General features: G+C 46.0%; 12 protein-coding genes and 1 tRNA gene. 7 read left to right on the forward strand and 6 right to left on the reverse strand.

The features are described 5' to 3' along the window. The first annotated feature begins 56 nt into the window (after nucleotides 1-56). The 5 genes from ASG33_RS01925 (at nucleotide 57) to ASG33_RS01945 (ending at nucleotide 7,069) form a co-directional block, all read left to right on the forward strand. Nucleotides 57-4,259: a T9SS type A sorting domain-containing protein gene (locus tag ASG33_RS01925; protein WP_056279732.1), complete on the forward strand. Its 4,203-nt coding sequence runs from the start codon at nucleotides 57-59 to the stop codon at nucleotides 4,257-4,259. A gap of 66 nt (nucleotides 4,260-4,325) precedes the next feature. Next, the gene (locus tag ASG33_RS01930) at nucleotides 4,326-4,778 is read left to right on the forward strand and encodes a nucleoside deaminase (RefSeq protein WP_200942714.1); all 453 of its coding nucleotides are present in this window, start codon (nucleotides 4,326-4,328) and stop codon (nucleotides 4,776-4,778) included. A 64-nt stretch (nucleotides 4,779-4,842) separates the two neighbouring features. After that, on the forward strand, nucleotides 4,843-5,442 hold the full coding sequence (locus ASG33_RS01935) for a superoxide dismutase (RefSeq protein ID WP_056279734.1): 600 nt from the start codon (nucleotides 4,843-4,845) through the stop codon (nucleotides 5,440-5,442). Between the two features lie 103 nt (nucleotides 5,443-5,545). Then, nucleotides 5,546-5,621: transfer RNA gene (locus ASG33_RS01940), tRNA-His, on the forward strand. A 248-nt stretch (nucleotides 5,622-5,869) separates the two neighbouring features. Next, nucleotides 5,870-7,069, forward strand: a complete 1,200-nt coding sequence (locus tag ASG33_RS01945; RefSeq protein ID WP_056279735.1) for a site-specific integrase — start codon at nucleotides 5,870-5,872, stop codon at nucleotides 7,067-7,069. On the opposite strand, the gene ASG33_RS01950 is transcribed toward ASG33_RS01945, so the two are convergent. After that, nucleotides 7,066-7,368, reverse strand: a complete 303-nt coding sequence (locus tag ASG33_RS01950; protein WP_056279737.1) for a helix-turn-helix domain-containing protein — start codon at nucleotides 7,366-7,368, stop codon at nucleotides 7,066-7,068. The two genes, ASG33_RS01945 and ASG33_RS01950, sit on opposite strands and share 4 nt — an antisense overlap. Before the next feature lie 172 nt (nucleotides 7,369-7,540). Between ASG33_RS01950 and ASG33_RS01955 the strand changes: the two genes are divergently transcribed. Then, nucleotides 7,541-7,747 carry a helix-turn-helix transcriptional regulator gene (locus ASG33_RS01955; protein WP_056279739.1) on the forward strand — a complete coding sequence of 69 codons (207 nt, stop codon included), beginning with the start codon at nucleotides 7,541-7,543 and terminating at the stop codon, nucleotides 7,745-7,747. A 990-nt stretch (nucleotides 7,748-8,737) separates the two neighbouring features. Here ASG33_RS01955 and ASG33_RS25690 read toward each other — a convergent pair. The 5 genes from ASG33_RS25690 to ASG33_RS01990 form a co-directional block, all read right to left on the reverse strand. After that, nucleotides 8,738-9,157, reverse strand: coding sequence for a lipocalin family protein (locus ASG33_RS25690; protein ID WP_157474522.1), 420 nt, complete (start codon nucleotides 9,155-9,157; stop codon nucleotides 8,738-8,740). A gap of 300 nt (nucleotides 9,158-9,457) precedes the next feature. Continuing rightward, the gene (locus tag ASG33_RS01975; protein ID WP_056279748.1) at nucleotides 9,458-9,925 is read right to left on the reverse strand and encodes a hypothetical protein; all 468 of its coding nucleotides are present in this window, start codon (nucleotides 9,923-9,925) and stop codon (nucleotides 9,458-9,460) included. 152 nt (nucleotides 9,926-10,077) lie between these two features. Continuing rightward, complete coding sequence (locus tag ASG33_RS01980; protein ID WP_162242720.1) at nucleotides 10,078-11,553, reverse strand: DASS family sodium-coupled anion symporter; 1,476 nt, start codon at nucleotides 11,551-11,553, stop codon at nucleotides 10,078-10,080. A gap of 234 nt (nucleotides 11,554-11,787) precedes the next feature. Further along, nucleotides 11,788-12,477, reverse strand: a complete 690-nt coding sequence (locus ASG33_RS01985; RefSeq protein WP_157474525.1) for a hypothetical protein — start codon at nucleotides 12,475-12,477, stop codon at nucleotides 11,788-11,790. 466 nt (nucleotides 12,478-12,943) lie between these two features. Continuing rightward, nucleotides 12,944-13,279 (reverse strand): DUF3253 domain-containing protein, encoded by a 336-nt coding sequence (locus ASG33_RS01990; RefSeq protein ID WP_229238536.1) that lies wholly within the window; start codon nucleotides 13,277-13,279, stop codon nucleotides 12,944-12,946. A gap of 205 nt (nucleotides 13,280-13,484) precedes the next feature. Between ASG33_RS01990 and ASG33_RS01995 the strand changes: the two genes are divergently transcribed. Next, a complete protein-coding gene (locus ASG33_RS01995) occupies nucleotides 13,485-17,231 on the forward strand; it encodes a choice-of-anchor Q domain-containing protein (protein WP_056279752.1) in 3,747 nt (1,248 codons plus the stop codon). Nucleotides 17,232-17,237 lie beyond the last annotated feature (6 nt).

The raw sequence follows: 17,237 nt of genomic DNA on the forward strand, positions 1-17,237 counted from the left end.
ATATCTCTAACTTTACCAATTAAAAAAGGTTAGCGGAAAGATATTCAGATTGATACATGAAAAAACCATTTACCCTTCAAAGTGCCCTATTCACGTTTTTAGCCACATTTTTCTACGCGGCAACAGCTTTTGGACAAACCACAATCACAACAGGAGTACTAAGCCCGACCACTGTTTGCGCAGGTGGGGAAGTCTCCGTTCCATTCACAATTACAGGTACTGCATTACCCCTCACAAGCTACGTTGCGCAGCTTTCTGACGAAACAGGTGCGTTCGGTGCGAGTCCTGAAACGATTGGTTCTGCAACAGCCAGTCCGATCACTGCAACGATAAAGGCTGACGCAAAGCCGGGTGCAGCTTACAAGATCAGGGTAGTCTCCATTCTGGCGCTTGTTCCGGTTACCGAGGGTACCGAAAGTGCTGCATTGAAAATCAATGCAATTCCTGCTGCACCTGCTGTAACATCTCCGGTGGCATTAACGCAGGGTAAAAAAGCGACTGCATTGGAAGCAACTGGTACGGGCCTGCTGTGGTATGCAGCAGCTACCGGAGGCACCGGCGCAGCTATGGCCCCGGTGCCTAATACGGATGCGGCAGGAGCACAAAGCTTTTTCGTAAGCCAGACAGCCGGCGGCTGTGAAAGTCCGCGTGCTGAAATTGTTGTGAATGTAACAGCCTGTACACCGCCTGCAAAGCCGAATGTTGCCAATGTAAGTTATACAGTTGGCGACAAAGCAGACGCACTTACTGCAACACCCGCATCCGGATTACTTTGGTATACAAACGCAACCGGCGGAACAGGAGAGGCCACTGCGCCAACTCCCACTACTACTGCTGCCGGAACACAGAAGTTTTATGTTTCCCGCACAGTTGACGGATGCGAAAGTGACAGAGCTGAAATCGTTGTAACTGTTTCAGCTTGTACACCGCCTGCGGCTCCCGGGGTTTCTAATAAGACTTACGAAGTGGGTGACAATGCTCCGGTACTTACGGCGGTTGGTACAAATTTGAAATGGTACTCGGCTGCTACGGGTGGAACTGCATTACCATCRGCTCCSAAACCWKCAACTACYACRCCAGGCACAACGAGCTATTATGTTTCACAAACCAATGCAAGCGGTTGTGAAAGTGAAAGGGCTGAAATTGTTGTGACTGTAACAAATTGCACGCCTCCTGCTGCTCCCGGGGTTACTAATAAGACCTACGAAGTGGGAGATAATGCGCCGGTACTTACAGCCGTTGGTACAAATTTGAAATGGTACTCGGCTGCTACGGGTGGAAAAATTGTTGTGACGGTAACAAATTGCACGCCTCCTGCTGCTCCCGGGGTTACTAATAAGACCTACGAAGTGGGAGATAATGCGCCGGTACTTACAGCCGTTGGTACAAATTTGAAATGGTACTCTGCTGCTACTGGCGGAAGTGCATTGCCGTCAGCTCCAAAACCTTCAACTACCACACCCGGCACAACGAGCTATTATGTTTCACAAACTAATGCAAGCGGTTGTGAAAGCGAAAGGGCTCAAATTGTTGTGACGGTAACAAATTGCACGCCTCCTGCTGCTCCCGGGGTTACTAATAAGACCTACGAAGTACCAGGCACAACGAGCTATTATGTTTCACAAACCAATGCAAGCGGTTGTGAAAGCGAAAGGGCTCAAATTGTTGTGACGGTAACAAATTGCACGCCTCCTGCTGCTCCCGGGGTTACTAATAAGACCTACGAAGTAGGAGATAATGCGCCGGTACTTACAGCTGTTGGTACAAACTTGAAATGGTACTCGGCTGCTACGGGTGGAACTGCATTGCCAACGGCTCCCAAACCAGCGACTACTAGCCCTGGGAAGACAAGCTATTTTGTGTCACAAACTAACGCGAAAGGTTGCGAGAGCGAGAGAGCAGCAATTGTTGTAACTGTAAATTGTAAAACTTTCGTAGGACCTGCGGTTATATCACCACTATCCATTTGCCAAGCTCCAACGAATGCGACCGCGTTAAAAGCGACTGCGCTGGCTAACCATTCACTGCTGTGGTACACCTCAGCAACAGGTGGTGTTGGCGCACCTGATGCACCGATACCTTCTAATAGTGAAGCGAAGTCCTATTCCTATTTTGTCAGCCAAGTCAATCAAACAACAAATTGCGAAAGTGCACGTGTTGAGATTGTTGTTAATGTAAGAGAAGCTGCGAAGCCAACTGTCGTTACTCCGGTGGAATATTGCGTGGGTGAGACATCAACGGCTCTCACTCCATCTGGTTCGACTTTCAAGTGGTATACTGCGGCTACTGGCGGAACTGGGACTACCACCGCGCCAAAGCCAGTGACAACTGCACCGACAACAACACCGACAGCGTATTATGTTACACAATCTACGACGTACGGCCCCTTAGTGTGTGAAAGTTCACGTGTCAAAATTGATGTTGTAGTGAATGCAAGACCTGCTACGTTACAGACTTTATCAGAAGCTATCTGTCAGGAACGTGAGGACAAAACTTATTCTTTCCCTACAAAGGCCTTAGACGGAAATACATTAAAGTGGTATAGCGCGAGCACTGGTGGAACCGCTACAACTAGTACACCTACTGTTAATCTAAAAACTTCGGGAGAAACAACCTTTTACGTTACTCAAGTGAACGATAAAAAGTGTGAAAGCACAACTCGGGTCGCTCAGAAAGTACGCGTAAAACCACTTCCGGCGGTACCAACAGTAACTACTCCAACACTCGAATACTGTCAGTTTATCAAAGCAGATCCGTTGAAAGCTACTCCAATGGCCAATGCGACGCTAAGCTGGTTTGGTACCAATGCAACAGGCGGCGATCCTAGTACTACCGCGCCGGTTCCTTCCACTGCCGAGGGAGGTACCACTTCCTATTATGTGGGACAAACGCTGGAAGGTTGTTTGGGAGATCGGGCGAAAATTGAAGTTAAAGTAAACACAACACCAAAGCCAACTACTGATACATACCTTGAATACTGCCAGGGTGCAACTGCGCCGATTCTGGATGCAACAGGAACAATATTGAAATGGTACCGGACCGTTGACGGCGAGTGGCAGGGTTTCCCATTCACGCCATTTACAGATAAGGTTCAGGATTACTCATTTTATGTAACCCAAACAGGTGTTGAAAACAAATGTGAAAGTCCGAAAGAAGAGATCAAGATCCACATTAAATCACTGCCTTCTGCAACGATCACGGGTACTTCTACCATTGACCTGGGTGAGACTGCCACTGTAAATATCAAATTCACCGGCGAGGGACCGTGGAGCTACATCTTGTCTGACGGTTCCAAGGGCAATACTGATCAGGCGAACATCCAGGTGCCAGTGAAACCAAGCACCACCACGGTTTACCTGTTGACAGAAGTTGCCAATGCATGCGGAAAAGGCACACCGATCGGACAAGCAGTTGTTAATGTAAAGATTCCTACGATCAGCTCAGGTAATCCTTCGGTATCGGAGGCTTGTGCCGGTAAAACATTCAATGTGCCTTTCCAGCAATCCGGTGATTTCCCGGCTGAGAATACATTCAAGGTTCAGATCGCGACGGAAAATGGCGATAGCAAATTCTACACAATTCCTTCTGTTGCGACGAGCAATTCAGTGACAGCAACGTTGCCGGATACAACAAAAGGCGGACGCTACTTTTTACGGGTGATCAGTTCGGGCACAAACCCCGCATTTTTGGTAAAAGGAAGCGTAAGTGCGATCACGATCATGGCGAGTCCGCTGCCGGTTGCGACACTATCCGGTGCACAGACTATCCTAATAGGCGAGAGCGCTACATTGAAAGTGGAAACCACCGGCAACGCGCCGTGGACTTTTACGCTGAGTACCGGAACAAAAGATACACTGATCACAGCCAATACAACGCCATTTACCTTTAAAATAGCCCCAACTGCTACGGTTACCTACAACATTACGAAGGTGACCAACAGCTGCGGAACAGGTACAGGAGCAGGTTCGGCGCGGGTGCAGGTGGACCCGATCCTGGGAGTTGAGCCACAGCAGCCTTCGAACTGGGTGAAAGTGTACCCGACATTGATCCAGTATTCGGTGACCGTGGAAGTTTCGGGTAACATCAAACCCAAGCAGGCGCGCGTGGAAGTTATTGATTTGAATGGAAGGTCGAGAGCAATCCAGCAGATCGAGCAAAAAACCACAGAGGTGAACTTCGCAAACTATCCTTCGGGATTGTATTTACTGAGAATTCAAAACGGAAACCTCAGTACAGTTCAGCGGGTGATGAAACCTTGATTTTGGATAAATAATTAAAACCGGGACATTCATTGAAAAAATGGATGTCCCATTTTTTTGTACGATATGGATATACAGGCTGATATACTCGACAACTATTTTATGGCCGAGGCAATGCGAATGGCGGAGAAGGCCTACGACGAAGGGGAAATCCCGGTGGGCGCAATAGTGGTGCTGGGAGAGCGCGTTATTGGCAAAGGCTATAACCAGACAGAGCGCCTCAATGATGTGACCGCACACGCAGAAATGATCGCGATTACGGCCGCAGCAGACCACCTCGGATCGAAATACCTTTCGGATTGTACCTTATATGTGACACTTGAACCTTGCGTGATGTGCGCGGGGGCACTGTACTGGTCTCAGATGAAGCGGGTAGTAATTGGAGCAAGCGACGAAAAGCGTGGATTTTTGAAGCTGGGAAAACCTGTTTTACACCCTAAAACGCAATTGACAAGCGGAATTCTCGCATCGGAATCCCAGGAGCTATTACTCAAATTTTTTAGGCAATTAAGAACATAAAGCATTTTTATGCTGTTAGTCTTCTAGTGCAACATTAATATTTAATCATTAAACTACACTGAAAATGGCTTTTACACTTGATCCCTTACCTTACGCAAACAATGCATTGGAACCACATTTCGATGCGTTGACCATGGAAATTCACCACGACCGTCACCACCAGGCATACGTTACGAACCTGAATGCAGCCGTAGCAGGCACTGAACTGGAAGGCAAAAGCATAGAAGAAATTATCTCGAATATCAGCAAAGCTCCGGCACCTGTACGCAACAATGGCGGTGGTCACTGGAACCACGCGTTTTTCTGGAAATCACTTTCTCCAAATGGCGGCGGCGAACCAACTGGTAAATTGGCGGAAGCAATCAATGCAAAATTCGGATCATTTGCCGCTTTCAAAGACGAGTTCAAAAAAGCAGCTACGGGCCGTTTTGGTTCAGGCTGGGCTTGGTTGATCAAATCAGGCGACGGCGTAGCAATCACTTCGACTCCCAACCAGGATAACCCATTGATGGACATTGCCGAAGTAAAAGGCACACCAATTATTGGTCTGGACGTGTGGGAACACGCATACTACCTGAAATACCAAAACAAGCGTCCTGACTACATCGACGCATACTGGAACGTTGTAGACTGGAAGGCCGCTGACGCACTTTACTCAGCGTAATTAATCGCCTGATATATAGGCAAAGGGTTTGCAGCTGGTAAATTTTTCGATAAAATCTCTTGCAAGCTGTAAACCTTTTGCTACTTTTGTCTCCTCGAAAAACGGAGGTTGTAGCTCAGTCGGTTAGAGCGCTAGATTGTGGTTCTAGAGGTCGCGGGTTCGAGACCCGTCTCCCTCCCTTGAAATAAGTTCAAAGTCAAGCAAAATGCCTGTAAATCAATGATTTGCGGGCATTTTTGTTTTTCAGACTATATCAAAAAATGCAAAAATTCCCATGTTTTCCAGCGTCATTCGTGTAGTTCAACGCTTGACGAAAAAAGACGCTGGAAAATGCCCGTAAGTTTCTGATGGACAACCTGTTTACGCCGTAAACATCTTGTTTGGAAAGGCCGGTAACGCGATATTTAACCACTTAAATGTTAGCGTCATGTTGGAAAAAACTTTCGGCCTGTTTTTCTATTTGAAACACGCCAAGTACCAAAAGGAGGGTTTACGTTATGTTTACCTCAGAATTACGGTGGACGGCAAGTCTGTCGAAATGTCCACAAAACAGCTTTGGAGCCCTACCAGATGGAACGCAGATGCGGGTAGAGCCACCGGCCAAAAAGAAGACACCCGCACGCTCAATGCCTATCTGGACATGCTGAGCTCAAAAGTATTTCAAGCGAAGAAGATTCTGATCGAGGATGACAACCAATTAACAGCCGAAGCATTGAAGAATGTTCTGCTTGGTAAGAGCAATGAGACTCGCACTATCCTTGAAGTGTTCCAGCGCCATAATGAGCAGATGGAAGCACTGGTCGGCCAAGAGTTCGCTCCACTCACCTTGAAGCGCTATAAGACCGCCAAGGAGCATACTGCTTCCTTCATCAAGTGGAAGTACAAGAAGGATGATATGGCGATCAGGGATTTGAATTATGAATTTATTACTGAATTCAATTTCTGGCTTCGCAGTGCGCGAGGCTGCAACCATAATTCTGCGATCAAATACATGAGCAATCTGAAAAAGGTTGTGCTAATCTGTGTCAATAATAAGTGGTTGAAAAAAGATCCGTTTCAAGGCTTCAAGCTGACTAAGAAGGAGGTCGTTAAGAATCCGCTGTCCAGGGACGAGTTGAAACGACTTACTGAGAAAGTCTTTGAAGTTGAACGAATCAGTCAAGTGCGGGACATCTTTTTATTCTGCTGCTACACCGGTCTTGCTTATGTTGATGTGAAGCAATTGAAGACGACGGATATCGTTGTCGGCATGGACGGCGAGCCTTGGATCGATACCACCCGCCAGAAAACGGATGCGCCTACACGTATTCCGCTACTGGATACCGCGCTGGAAATTATTGACAAGTATAAGGATCATCCTCAGTGCTGTGCGGCGGGCATTGTGCTGCCCGTTCTGAGCAATCAGAAGATGAATGCCTATTTGAAGGAGATTGCTAATCTGTGTGGCATTTCCAAGACGCTGACTTTTCACATTGCGAGGCATACGTTTGCTACTACAGTGACGCTGAGTAATAAGGTGCCGATTGAGACGGTTTCTAAAATGCTAGGGCATCGGTCTTTGAAGCAGACTATGATCTATGCGAAGATATTGGATGTGAAGATTAGTGAGGATATGCTGAGCGGCTAACTACTTTGCTTACCAAGCAACTTCAAATCCTGCAACTTTCTTCCCAGCTCGTCATCTGCTGCCAGTTTTAGGAAATCTTCATGCAGATTTAGGACTCTCAAAACATTGAAATATGCTCCGATAGAAACACTTGGATTGCCTTTTTCAATGTGATACAGTGTGGTACGGTCGATCCCGGCCCGCTCAGATACTTGAATGGTCGTAAGTTTCCGTCGCTTACGAGCCAGTTTTATATTCTCGCCTAACTGCTCAAACATCTTCAAAAATTTCGGCAAGATAATGTGCTTCTTCGTTTTCATCTGTTGGCTATTACAAACAAGTTGCCAAATTATGTTGAAAATAGTCAACATAATGGATTTGTTATTGGCGTAACGGATACTCTATATCGTAAAGATAACACAAGAAAATTTATACCCGATATGGTATAATTGATAGAACTATCTTATTTTTATACCATAACGGGTATATAGCATGTCTACTTTTTCAGCATTCTTAAAAGAAAGGCGTAAGGCAGTTGGACTTACACAGGAAGAACTTGCTTTTAAAGCAGGTGTCGGTTTACGATTTGTTCGCGACTTAGAACAAGGCAAGAAAACGCTTCGACTTGATAAGGTCAATCAAGTTCTGTGGCTATTTGGAAAGGAAGTTGGTGTAGTTGATGAAAAAGCTGATGCATGACAATGGAACAATATGAGAACCTGTTGATAGAATCCATTTACTATGCCGAGACCTCCGTTTTGGCAACGATTAATGCCGATTTTACATATATCGAGGGGGCTCCCTGGTACGAGCTTTATCAGTATAAATATGATCAAAGCTTTTGGAGATTAGACAGATTCGATAAGCTGCAAGAGCAGTTTTTCCTCAAACTTCCTACTAGGGTTGATTGGACAAACTATAATTCACAAGACTTGCAAATCGAGTTATTAGTAAAAACCAGAGGGCTTACAACTATACCGTGTATATGGCAGGGCTGTGCAAAACCGACTCTTCAAGGACTCGCCTTTTGCGAAAGACACGCTTACGTTGAAATGGGAATCAGAAAGTAAGTTTGTAATTGAGTACACATCGTACATACAGCAAACCCATTGTCAAAGAATTCTAAAGTTCTTATTTTTACCTCAGTAAAATCGCAATTACCACCGCCAAAAACCACAGGCATTTTCCAACCTTTGAACACCTGAAAACCACCCGAAAACGCTCTCAAAAACCAGCGAAAATCACCCCTAAACACCTCAATTTTCGCTAAAAGAATTATACATAACAAATATACTGTTGTACTATATGTATAAAAAATAGTGAGTCTTTCGTGTAGTTTACCTCAAATACAGGAGACAATACCTTGATTACGAGCCGATTAAAGGCAAAGTTCGAGACCCGTCTCCCTCCCAAGTTTTAAAGGTACTGATTTTTTAGGGCCATTTTTGAGGCCGACTGGACAAGTCCAATACTATTATTCGGCAGATCTTTGCTTCTTACGTTTCGGCGGTTTACAAGTTTTACAAAAATCCGCTGATTTCCTTCTTTACCTGCTTGTGAAGCGAATCCAGTTTTACTTGGTCTCTGCCAAAATCTGTTGCCTGTTGGGTAGTGGTGCTACGTTCAATGTATTTTTTTTCCAGGGTATCATAAATGGGTTGGTAAAAATTGACCCCACATCTACTGTAATCATTTTCTTGTGTCAATGAATTCATAACTTTCAGTATTCATTTCAACATTGATCTGTTTTGAAATAAACTTTATACGATTGTTATCCAGTACCTCATATTTGTAAATATCTGTTTCACCGGAATCATCATGAAATTCGTAAAATTTACCATTTTTTACCCACCAGTTTCCCTTTTCAGTATGTTCATCAGATTCGCCTTTAATAATGGTTTTAAAATTAAGTAAGAAGGTGCCATCACTATTTCTCGTCATTTCCCATATTTTTTGAGCTCCTTCAATTTGTTGATCTTGCTCTGATCCCGTCCAAACTCCTACAAGTCTATTGTCAATTTTTTTTCCAGGAGATGTTGTCGTCAAACCATTAGAGCAAGAAGCTAAGATTAATAACAGTAAAGTAAATTTTATGTAATCTGTTTTCATATTTGGTTTATGTATTGTTTCGATTTTTATTTTTAGTTAGGTGATTTGATGGAAATTATTCGGCTATAATCCTTAACTACTTTCGTAAGTTGAAGATTTGCTATACTTTCATCCGCTTCCACTCCAAAAAAGCATCAATCCGCTTAAAATACTCGGTCGCAACTTCGCTAAAAAGTGGAAAACGGGCCTATACAAATCCTCTCACAAAGTCAAATGTAATGATGCCTGATCCAGAATAGTATTCGAGAAATATACCAAATGCCAGTGATTTGGATAATCGCATTAGCCCTTTTTTGCGGTTCAACAAATACTTTCGTTTACCCCTCGTATCCACGCTTCTGCTTCTCCGGAATCGGTAAAAAAGTGCTCACACTCGCTGCTGTACAGCGATTCGTATTTCTCCATTTTTGTAACATCCTGATGGCAATGTGCCGCTGCGATGCATTGAATATTCCTGTTCCTGGTGATGACCAACTTTTCGGCCTCCTCGGGAAACATTGCTACGTAACCGACTTTCCAGCCGTACCGCGCGAGCGTGAGCGGAATAATGCTGCGAAAGTACTTGTGCGCATCCAGGTCCACCGCATTAAAACCATGCAGGTTTACGAAAATCTTGAAAACGCCCGACTCAGCCACCTGATCCAGCGCGGCATATAATGTTTGTTCCCAATGTAACACATCCTGCTTTGCTACGTCGCCACTGATTTGTGTAATAATGAGCTGTTGATCAGCGTACCAGTCGCTGCGTATGATCGTCTTACCCGCCATATTATCTAGTGATTAATGAACCATTTTGGTATGATAATTCGGGTAATGGCCATTTTGTTCTGACCGTCGACAGAAGGCTGTGAACTGTCGACGAAACGAAAAAGTACTGTTAATGATAGGCCTGCAATTTGCAATTGATAACCCCCCGGCCTCTATCCCCAAACAAACACCCGGATAATCAACGATGCAACTGTGATAATCACAATGCCTGCGATGTTGAGCAATAGCCCTGCATTGCGCATATCAGCCACACGGAGCCGTCCGCTTCCAAACACGATCGTATTAGGCGGGGTTGCTACCGGCAGCATAAACCCTAGCGACGCTGCCAGCGTGGCCGGCACCATCAACATCAGCGGGGGCATGCCAGTTACTTTCTGAATGGCTATTAAAATAGGCAGTACCAATTGGATGCATGCCACATTTGAAGCTAGTTCACTAATGACACAAATGATCACGCACATGCCAGCGATAACAAAAAGCGGGGACGCATCCTTTAAAAACAGCAGTTCCTGCGCCAGCCAGGTACTTAGCCCCGACTGGTCGCAGCCTTTTGCCAAAGCAAAACCACTGCCCAGCAAGAGAATAATGCCTATTGGAAGTTTCTTCCCTTCTTCCCAGCTCAGCAGCATTTTTCCTTTCTCATTTTTTGACGGGATAAGAAACAGCAAAATTGCCATTACAATCGCCACCGTACTGTCCGTAATAAACGATGCCTGTGTTCCCAAAAGTCGGCCCCAGCCTTTTAAATGAAAAGATCCGAAATCAATATCCCTTCTACTAAACCACAGGTATGCGGTAATGACAAAAACCGCGAATACGACCTTTTCTTCAAAAGCCATCTTTCCCAATTGCCGCAGGGAAACAACGAAGTAACTGCGGTCGAATACAACATTTTTTGCATGGCGGAGAAATGTGAACTTAAGGATAAAAAACGCCGCCGCCAATAGCATTAATGCAACAGGAAAAGCAAGGACAAACCAACTGAAAAAGTTCATGTCGCCGGCATCTTTGTAAGCATCCAAGTATATTTTGTAGAAAGCAAGATTAGTGGCCGTGCCCACCAATGTAGACATGCCGCCGATGGAGGCCGAATAGGCAAGCCCCAGCAGCATTACCTTGGCGATCGCATTTTTTTGAGCAACAGATATATCGTGTTTTTCCACCTGAACGATAATGCCCAGCACCGCAGAGAGCATCATCATGACGGTAGCCGTATTGGACACCCACATGGAAATAAAAAAAGTAGCGACCATCACGGCCCCAAGCATGGTGGCCGGGTTGGCGCCGAGTTTCGATAAAATGGACAATGCAATCCGCTGGTGAAGGTTCCACCTCTCAATAGCGAAAGCCAGCAGCACGCCTCCTATGAACAAAAAAATAGTTTGATCCATATATTGCGCCGCCACCGTTTGCGAATCGGCTATGCCCAGTGTCGGCATCAGTATAAAAGGCAGCAAGGCTGTCACTGCCAGGTCAGTAGCCTCGGTAAGCCACCAAATGGCGACCCACAATGTCACCGCGGCCATACTGGTAACCTCGGGATGCCCGGGGTTTAGGTCAGCAAAAAATAGAACAAGAAAAAACGCAGCCGGTCCAGCTAGTAGCGCAGCAATTTGGGAGGGTTTCAAAGAGCTTCTGTTAAGGTAGTTACATATGTAAATATTGCGATAAAGTTGCAAAAAACTACTATATGCATGAACCCTGCTTGCTACGTAAGCGCTTAGTTAATATCAGGATAGATTCGCAGAAGTTTCAACCAAGAACGATAACTAATATACGTTTCGGTTAATATTAATTAGGTCTAACCGCTGAGGAGTGTGTCTACTCAGTCGGTTAGAGCGCCGAGGTGTTGGTGACCTCAACTAGTCGGCATCCTCGTCTTCCACCACATCAGCGTGGGCTTCTGCCTCGTAGCTATCCGCGTACTTGATGTCGCCGAGCCAATATTCTGAGCTTACAATGTCATAGGTAACAGCGGTTTTACTTCTGGAAACAAGGTTCAACTGCCAGAGAATATCCTTTGCTTCTTCAAAACGTTCGCCCTCTAATTGATCCGGAAAAAGGCGCTTTACCAAACTCCTGTCCGACATTCCTGCTGCCAGGATCCTGAGGATCGGAGCTTCGGGGTCTTTGTCAAAAATAGTTACATCGCCCTCAATCTCTATGGAGAACCTGACCGCCTCGGCACGCGGGAACTTGCCGTTAAAGGCTTCGTAAAGCAATTGGGTCGATCGGAAAAGATCGGGATGCAGATGCAGCTCGGGGTATTCTTCCCAAAGTTTTTCAGTCAGTATCTCGTGTGACAGATTCTGGATCTGGCCGTCTGTAAGGCGATCAGCAATTGTATAATCCAAAACGATTTTGGCAGCTTCTTCGGGCTCAAAGTCCGTCAATGACATCATACACATTTCTTTCAGCTCGGAATCCTTGATTTCGGCGGGATTATCGTAATCCATAGCATTCAGGAGATTGATCAGATCGGTTTTTTCCCAAGATCCCGGCAACTTCTGTATTTGTGAGAAAGACAATACTTTTACTTTAAACTGGCTCATTTTGTTGCGAATAGAATTTTGAAAGCCCGCTCCCGGAAAATCGGAAGCAAGCGACAGGGACAATCGTCTCCATGTCAGTTTCTTTGATCTGTAGCATAATCGTGCCGCGGGCAGCGTGGTGATAAAAACCAGGTTCGTAAGGAACACTTACAATTTGGTGTAGGCGAGTCCGGTAATCCTTCAACCTAATCCCGAACCAGACGCACTGAAAGTCCGGCGGGAATTGCGTCTTCCCAGCGGAATGCTTTCTTTAAATTCTTTTTATTGCTACTCGGAGGACCGCCGTAATGAAAGTTCCACGCCCAGGCGCTGCCAATTTACTGGATGTCGACGTCCAGAATATACCGAGAAAGCTGATCGTTTTATACGTTTGTCCATCACGCGGGTCAGTGAAGGTCCCGGTGGATTGGGCGATTCCCAATTGTGTAAAAAAGCTCATCAAAGCCAGTAAACGTACATGTTGCAATTAGTTAATTTTTGATATCTTAATGCGCACCGGCCCTTTCATATGCTCCACGTCAACAGGTACTCCCTTTTGCGTTATCACTACGCTGCCTTTTTTATGCAGATCAGTCGCTACTTCGCGTACATCCTGCATATGATTTCGCCAGTTGTCAGGAAATAGCATGCGTGCAATTTCGGACGGACAGGTACTTTTCTCAGCGCCGCGATGTGTTGCAGTGGATAAAATGGTGGTTGCTATTTCCTCGTAATGCTGCATGTTTTTACAATTAACTTCCATATCGATCAAAGGCTTTTTTGTATTGATCTGAGATCGCTTCAAATGAATTTTAAATAGCATTCCAACTAGTTTGATATTCAAATACTTTCACCGAAAATAATAGTAACGTATAGCAGGAATTTGCCATTGCGCACCGCCGCTGCTTTCTCTTCTTTTGTCTTACACAAAATCCGGTAGCTGTAGGGATCGAATACGGCTTTGACCACTTTTTAAAGCAAGTCGCCCGCCTGATACCTGGATTTACTCAATGTCTAAGTCTCAACAAATGAAGAAACTCTACACTTCCGTCGGCGGCGCGCTTTTCCTGTTTTTTTGTACGTTACTAACAATCCAACCCCTGCACAAAGAAGCATTCTGCGCCGTGCAGCTGCCGCAAAAACCCGCGGGTAATTTAGAGCAGAATGATGTTTTCAAGCAGATGACGGCTGGCTGGTCACAAAGGAAGACAAGCCGCGCAGCTTCACAACCGTCAGACAGTCTTTCAAGAAGCTTGTTTAAAAAGATGCTTGCCGCACCCGGCAGGCGGAGCCCGGTGAAGCGTGAGGCTCCGAAAAGAACATACAGGGCGCAGGACGCAGCGCGAAAATCGGCGTCGGCGGCAGTGCCTCCCATTGTGTATGTAAATAGTAACGCAGGTGGAGACAATAGTGGCACCAGCTGGGAAAATCCATTCTGGGATTTGGCGCAAGCCCTTAAATATGCGCATGATAATTCCGGTGTGGAGCAAATCTGGGTCGCTAACGGAACCTATTACCCGGATTATGATAGCAATTATGAATTTCAATACGACGAAGACGCAGTAAACCGCACATTCCTGTTGCCGCCGGATATCAAGATTTACGGCGGATTCAGGGGCAATGAACAATCACCTGCTGAGCGCGAACTCAACATTGCAGAAGGTAACCAGGTAGCAGATTTTGAAAGTGATGAGGAAATTGTCACTGTTCTCGACGGACGTAATACATCCTATCACGTGGTCACTTATGCCGGTGAGGCAGGCGACGCAATCCTGGACGGATTTATCATCAGGGGTGGAAATGCAAATGGTGAATCGAGCGCTTCCATTAATGGACGCAGTATTCCGCGGAATGTCGGAGGAGGGATTGTCGCCATTTATTCATCACCATCCTTGCGCAATTTGCTGATTACGGGCAACTATGCGACTGACGGCAGTGGTATTTATGCTTCTGGGTCCAGTTTGGCTTTAACGAATGCGATCGTCAGTGCCAATCCGGTAAACGGACAGGGTGCTGTTTATCTTTTGAATTCTTCTGCCATTTTTACCAATACTACTATTTCGGCAATCGCAGGACAGACCAGCGCCGCCGTGGTGCTTGAAGGCGCGGCCCCGAAAATCCGCAATACGATCATCAGCGCCAGTCTCAGTACTTCGGGCGTTGCGGTAGAAGTGGGTGAGGGAACAGTTCCCTATTTTTCCAACAGCATCGTTCCCGGAAGTGGCGGAAGTGGGTCCTGGAATGCGGCATATGGAAAAGATCAGGGCGGTAACCTCGACGTAGATCCCGGTTTTTTTGACGAAAGCAAGGGCGTTTTGGGATTGAGGCCGGGCAGCCCGGCTGTCAACAAAGGCAATAATCTCTTTCTTCAATCCGGCCAGATACCCAATCTGTCAACCATTACAACCGATCCTCGCGGAACCCCGCGCATTACAAAAAGTACCGTAGATATCGGCGCGCTGGAAAGTGTGTACGAAACCTTATCAACCACACTTATACCAAACGAAAATGGAATATTGTTTGTAAAAAAGGGTGGTTCTGGGTCGAAAAACGGAAGCGACTGGAACAATGCAGCCGCCGAAGTAGCCGACGCCATTGTTGCTTCCTATATCAAGGATATCAAGCAGATATGGGTTGCCGGGGGCACTTATCATCCACTTTACCGTCCTGATAATCTGTCAAATGCGGATCCGAAAAGCCCTTTGAACAGCTTCCTGCTGACAGGTGAGATTCAGTTATACGGTGGGTTTAAAGGAACTGAATCTTCGCTGGCAGATCGGGACCTCCGGCTTAAAGAAAATGCCAGTATTTTGAGCGGCGATTTCAATCAGGATGACAATTTTGATTTTATGGACTTCTATAACAATGGAGCCAGGAATGAATTCAGCGAAAACGCCCACCATGTGATTTATGGACTGTTCCTGAACTCGGATCATCTATTGGATGGATTTACGATTGAAGGGGCGAATAATATGTCTTCCAGTGAGGATGAAACGACTCTTATACTTGAAACAGCAGTTCCCACCGCCTTTGGTGCAGGCATTTTTATCTACCAGACGCGAAAGCCGGTTTATTTAGAAAATCTGATTATCAGGAACAATCTCGGAAATATAGGCGGAGGGTGTATGGGGTTTCTTGCCGGTTCGTTGTTCATGAATTGTCTTATCTACCACAATTATGATAAAGGATACGGGAGTGGCATATTGGACGGGTTTAATACGGAGGGAATTGCAATATTAAGTACGACCGTGACGCAGAACCTGTCAGAATCGAATTTTAATGGGCTTGGTGTTGTGGTAATCGACGGAATAGGTACGGGGATATTCAACAGTATTATAGCTAAAAATATCGCTCGGGGTGCCGATGGACCATACCAGCGCAGCCTTTCGATTGACGGCGCATTGGTTGCTATTACCAATAGTATTGTGGAGGGGACCGGAGGAAGTGCAAACTGGCTGTTTAGCGATGACGACGAATACCATGACAATGGCGGGAACCTGGATACAGATCCGCAGTTTGCTGACATGGATGGAGGTGACTTTTCACTAGCTGCATGCAGCAGGGCGATTGATGCAGGGGATGTAAGTCCGTATCCTTCGAATATCCTTCCAAAGACAGATCTGGGCGGCAACAGCAGGGTATTCAACGATCAAATCGATATTGGCGCATTCGAGTTTCAAGGTGTGAGGCCGCCAAATGCAGATGCATTGGCTGGTAATGCAAAAACCAGTTCTTTTACATTGGACGAAGAAATTATGGCGCCACATACTTTCACCGCAGCAGGCGCCACTTGTGACGCAGACCTTCTGACATTGATGCCAGACAATGTAAGTGGCGAGGTAACGGCCACTGTGTGGGTTGATGCGCAGGTGAATTCATACGGCGGCGCAGTGTATCTCCAGAGGCATTTTGATATCACTCCTTCCGAAAACCCGGCGTCTTCATCGGGGCGCGTAACTGTTTACTTCACCCAGGCAGAATTTGATGCGCTGAATGCAAAGCTATCCCCGCCCGACTATTTACCGACAGGACAGCCGGAAGGCGAAGACGAGAGAAAGGCTAATCTCAGGATTTACCAGTTTCACGGATCTAGCTCCGACGGCAGCGGAAGCCCTGCGTCGTATACAGACTCGCGGATTGTTATCGACCCGGATGACAATGATATTACATGGAATGCGAAGCTTAATCGCTGGGAAGTAACCTTTTCAGTTGAAGGATTTAGTGGCTTTTTTGGGGGCACAGTTGGTCAGAATCCATTGCCTGTCAAACTGATCAGTTTTGAAGGAAGACAGACGGATGATCAGCAAATAAAGCTCGACTGGAAGGTTGCCGAGCAGGAAAACATTCAGATATATGAGATCGAGTACAGTGCAAATGGCAAAAATTTTGCCAAGATCGGAGAGGTAAATGCAAATATCCTGACGAACACAGCATACAGCTACACAGACTCACTCACGCATGCCGGCGACCGGGCTTACTACCGCCTGAAAATCCTCGAATTTGACGGAAAAACAGGGTATAGCAAATTAATTTCCCTGAAACTTTCGCACAATGCCGGGATCGTCGCTTATCCGGTCCCAGCCAAAAATGAGCTCTGGATAGACTGGAAAAAGACCAATGCACAATCCGCCGAATTCATCGATTCCAACGGGAGGATTTTAAAGACAATTAAGAAATCGTCCGGAGTCCAGAAAGTGGATATATCAGGCTTGCCGGGCGGCTTGTTCTTCTTGAAAACAGAGGGGAATGCGGTTTTGAAAGTGGTTAAAGAGTAGGGGACT

This window comes from Dyadobacter sp. Leaf189 (assembly GCF_001424405.1).
Classification (GTDB): Bacteria; Bacteroidota; Bacteroidia; order Cytophagales; family Spirosomataceae; genus Dyadobacter.

Excerpts from the sequence above, each read along its gene's own strand:
- ASG33_RS01930 (WP_200942714.1), top strand. The coding sequence starts at position 4,326 with ATGGATATACAGGCTGATATACTCGACAACTATTTTATGGCCGAGGCA.
- ASG33_RS01935 (WP_056279734.1), top strand. The coding sequence starts at position 4,843 with ATGGCTTTTACACTTGATCCCTTACCTTACGCAAACAATGCATTGGAA.
- ASG33_RS01945 (WP_056279735.1), top strand. The coding sequence starts at position 5,870 with ATGTTGGAAAAAACTTTCGGCCTGTTTTTCTATTTGAAACACGCCAAG.
- ASG33_RS01950 (WP_056279737.1), bottom strand. The coding sequence starts at position 7,368 with ATGAAAACGAAGAAGCACATTATCTTGCCGAAATTTTTGAAGATGTTT.
- ASG33_RS01955 (WP_056279739.1), top strand. The coding sequence starts at position 7,541 with ATGTCTACTTTTTCAGCATTCTTAAAAGAAAGGCGTAAGGCAGTTGGA.
- ASG33_RS25690 (WP_157474522.1), bottom strand. The coding sequence starts at position 9,157 with ATGAAAACAGATTACATAAAATTTACTTTACTGTTATTAATCTTAGCT.
- ASG33_RS01975 (WP_056279748.1), bottom strand. The coding sequence starts at position 9,925 with ATGGCGGGTAAGACGATCATACGCAGCGACTGGTACGCTGATCAACAG.
- ASG33_RS01985 (WP_157474525.1), bottom strand. The coding sequence starts at position 12,477 with ATGAGCCAGTTTAAAGTAAAAGTATTGTCTTTCTCACAAATACAGAAG.
- ASG33_RS01990 (WP_229238536.1), bottom strand. The coding sequence starts at position 13,279 with ATGCTATTTAAAATTCATTTGAAGCGATCTCAGATCAATACAAAAAAG.
- ASG33_RS01995 (WP_056279752.1), top strand. The coding sequence starts at position 13,485 with ATGAAGAAACTCTACACTTCCGTCGGCGGCGCGCTTTTCCTGTTTTTT.